Raw genomic sequence first — 2,246 nt, forward strand, 5'->3', positions numbered from 1 at the left:
CCGCCGCGGCCGTCGTGCCCGCCACCACCGCCGCGGCCGCCGCATCCCCCACGGCCACCGCGCCTGTTCCCCCGTCCTGCCCTGCCATCGACCCCGCTCCCCTCCGGCCCGGCACTCCGCGCCGCTCGTCAGGTCACGCTAGGGGTCGGCACCGACACGAAGCCCTCGCCGCCAGGTGCCTGTGGACGGGGTCGACGACCATCCACAGGGGCATCACTCACTCGAGATCGGGCTGCGCGGCGTACCGGCCGCCGATGAACATCCGGGCCATCACCGCCCCGATCGCCACGAGGAAGACCACCAGCGCGACCGGGAGGATCCATGTCGGCATCGCGTCGCCCCCCGACCTTGCGGCGAGCACGATGCCCACCTGCCCGGCCACCAGCAGGAGCAGCGTGACCGTCGTGATCAGCCACAGGTCCTCGCGCATCAACCGCTCGAACCGCCGCAGCCTCGGACCGGTGGCCGTCCACCACTCCTTGTTGGGCGCGTTGATCTGGCCCGGGGCCCACAACGCCAGCCGGGACAGCAGCGGCATCGGCAGCACCACGAGCAGCGGGATCAGCGCGGAGAACGCGAGCGCCCCGGTCCGACTGGACCAGCCGTCGGCCCGCCCGTCGGCGCCGAAGTGCGTCGGCACCCGCTCGGGCAGGACGGCCACCTGCCAGGCCAGCACGCCCAGCCACAGCAGGACCACACCCCCGGCCAGCACGAGAATCCACGGAGCCGTCGGCTCGGGCGGCAGATCGCGTGCGTCGTCAGCGGCGGACCTCGTCGTCGTCATCGAGCGGAGCCCTCCCACCTACTCGCGGTGACCGGCGGCACCTACCTCACCACCGTCACGCGCGACGCGGCCTCGCGCGCCCGCTGGCGGGCGCCGTCCACGTCCTCCGCGGTCGCCACCGCCACACCCATCCGGCGGAACTCACTGGCCGACGGCTTGCCGAACAACCGCACGTCGACCTCCGGCACGGCCAGCGCCCGCGCCACGCCCTCGAAACCGACCGCGTCCACACTCCCCTCGCCGATCCCCGGGCCGCCGTAGATGACCGCCGACGCGCCCGGGCTGGCCATCGTCGTGACCACCGGCAGGCCGAGCACGGCGCGCGCGTGCATCTCGAACTCGCTGAGGACCTGACTGCGCAGCGTCACCAGGCCGGTGTCATGGGGGCGGGGGCTCACCTCGGAGAAGTAGACGTCGACGCCGTTGACGAACAACTCCACGCCGAACACCCCGACGCCGCCGAGCGCGCCGGTGATCCGCGCGGCCACCGACCGTGCGGAATCGTACGCGTCCTGGGTCATGGCCTGCGGCTGCCACGACTCCACGTAGTCGCCGCGCTCCTGGCGGTGGCCGATCGGCTCGCAGAAGTCGGTGCGGATCCGGCCCGTCTCCGGGTCCACACTGCGGACGGTGAGCAGGGTGATCTCGTACTCGAAGTCCACGAACGACTCCACGATCACGCGCGCCCCCGCGACGCGGGCACCCGACTGCGCGTACTGCCACGCACCCTCGATGTCCTCGGGACCGTGCAGGGTGGACTGGCCTTTACCCGACGACGACATGGTGGGCTTGACCAGGCACGGGAACCCGATGGCCTCGCACGCGTCCCGAAGCTCTTCGAGGGAGGAGGCGAACGCGTAGCGGCTCGTGGGCAGGCCCAGCTCCTCGGCCGCGAGGCGGCGGATGCCCTCCCGGTCCATGGTCAGCCGCACCGCGCGCGCGGTGGGCACGACCCGGGCCAGCCCGTCCTGCTCGATCTGCGCGAGCGCGGCGGTGGCGATGGCCTCGATCTCCGGCAGAATCACCTCGGGCCGCTCGAGTTCCACGACACGGCGCACCTCGTCGGCGTCGGTCATGTCGATGGTGTGGGCCCGGTGAGCGACCTGATGGGCGGGTGCGCCGTCGTAGCGGTCGACCGCGACGACCTCCACACCCAGCCGCTGCAGCGCGATCGTCACCTCCTTGCCCAACTCCCCCGAGCCGAGCAGCATCACGCGGGTCGCGGTCGGCGTGCCCGGCGTGCCGAAGCGGTCCACGGCGGGCGGGGCGAGGGGATCGTGAGCGGCGGTCATGGCACACAGGCTAGTAGGCCTGCGGTGCCGATCCTGTCCCGGCCGAACGAACGCACGGGCCCCGGCACCGTGTGGCGCCGGAGACCGGGCTGGTACGCGGTGAGCTGAGCCGAGATCACTCCACCGGCTCGAGCGGCGGGAGCTCGCCGGTGTCATCCCCGCCGCTGCCA

The 2,246-nt window shown here is 72.9% G+C and carries 2 protein-coding genes; both read right to left on the minus strand.

What is annotated here, in order from left to right:
• Positions 1-217: 217 nt before the first annotated feature.
• A complete protein-coding gene (locus HMPREF3086_RS01230) occupies positions 218-784 on the minus strand; it encodes a DUF1648 domain-containing protein (protein ID WP_070719760.1) in 567 nt (188 codons plus the stop codon).
• Between the two features lie 41 nt (positions 785-825).
• Complete coding sequence (purT, locus tag HMPREF3086_RS01235) at positions 826-2,076, minus strand: formate-dependent phosphoribosylglycinamide formyltransferase (RefSeq protein WP_070719761.1); 1,251 nt, start codon at positions 2,074-2,076, stop codon at positions 826-828.
• Between the last annotated feature and the right edge of the window lie 170 nt (positions 2,077-2,246).

This window comes from Dietzia sp. HMSC21D01 (genome assembly GCF_001815995.1).
In the GTDB taxonomy this organism is placed as follows: Bacteria; Actinomycetota; Actinomycetes; order Mycobacteriales; family Mycobacteriaceae; genus Dietzia; species Dietzia cinnamea.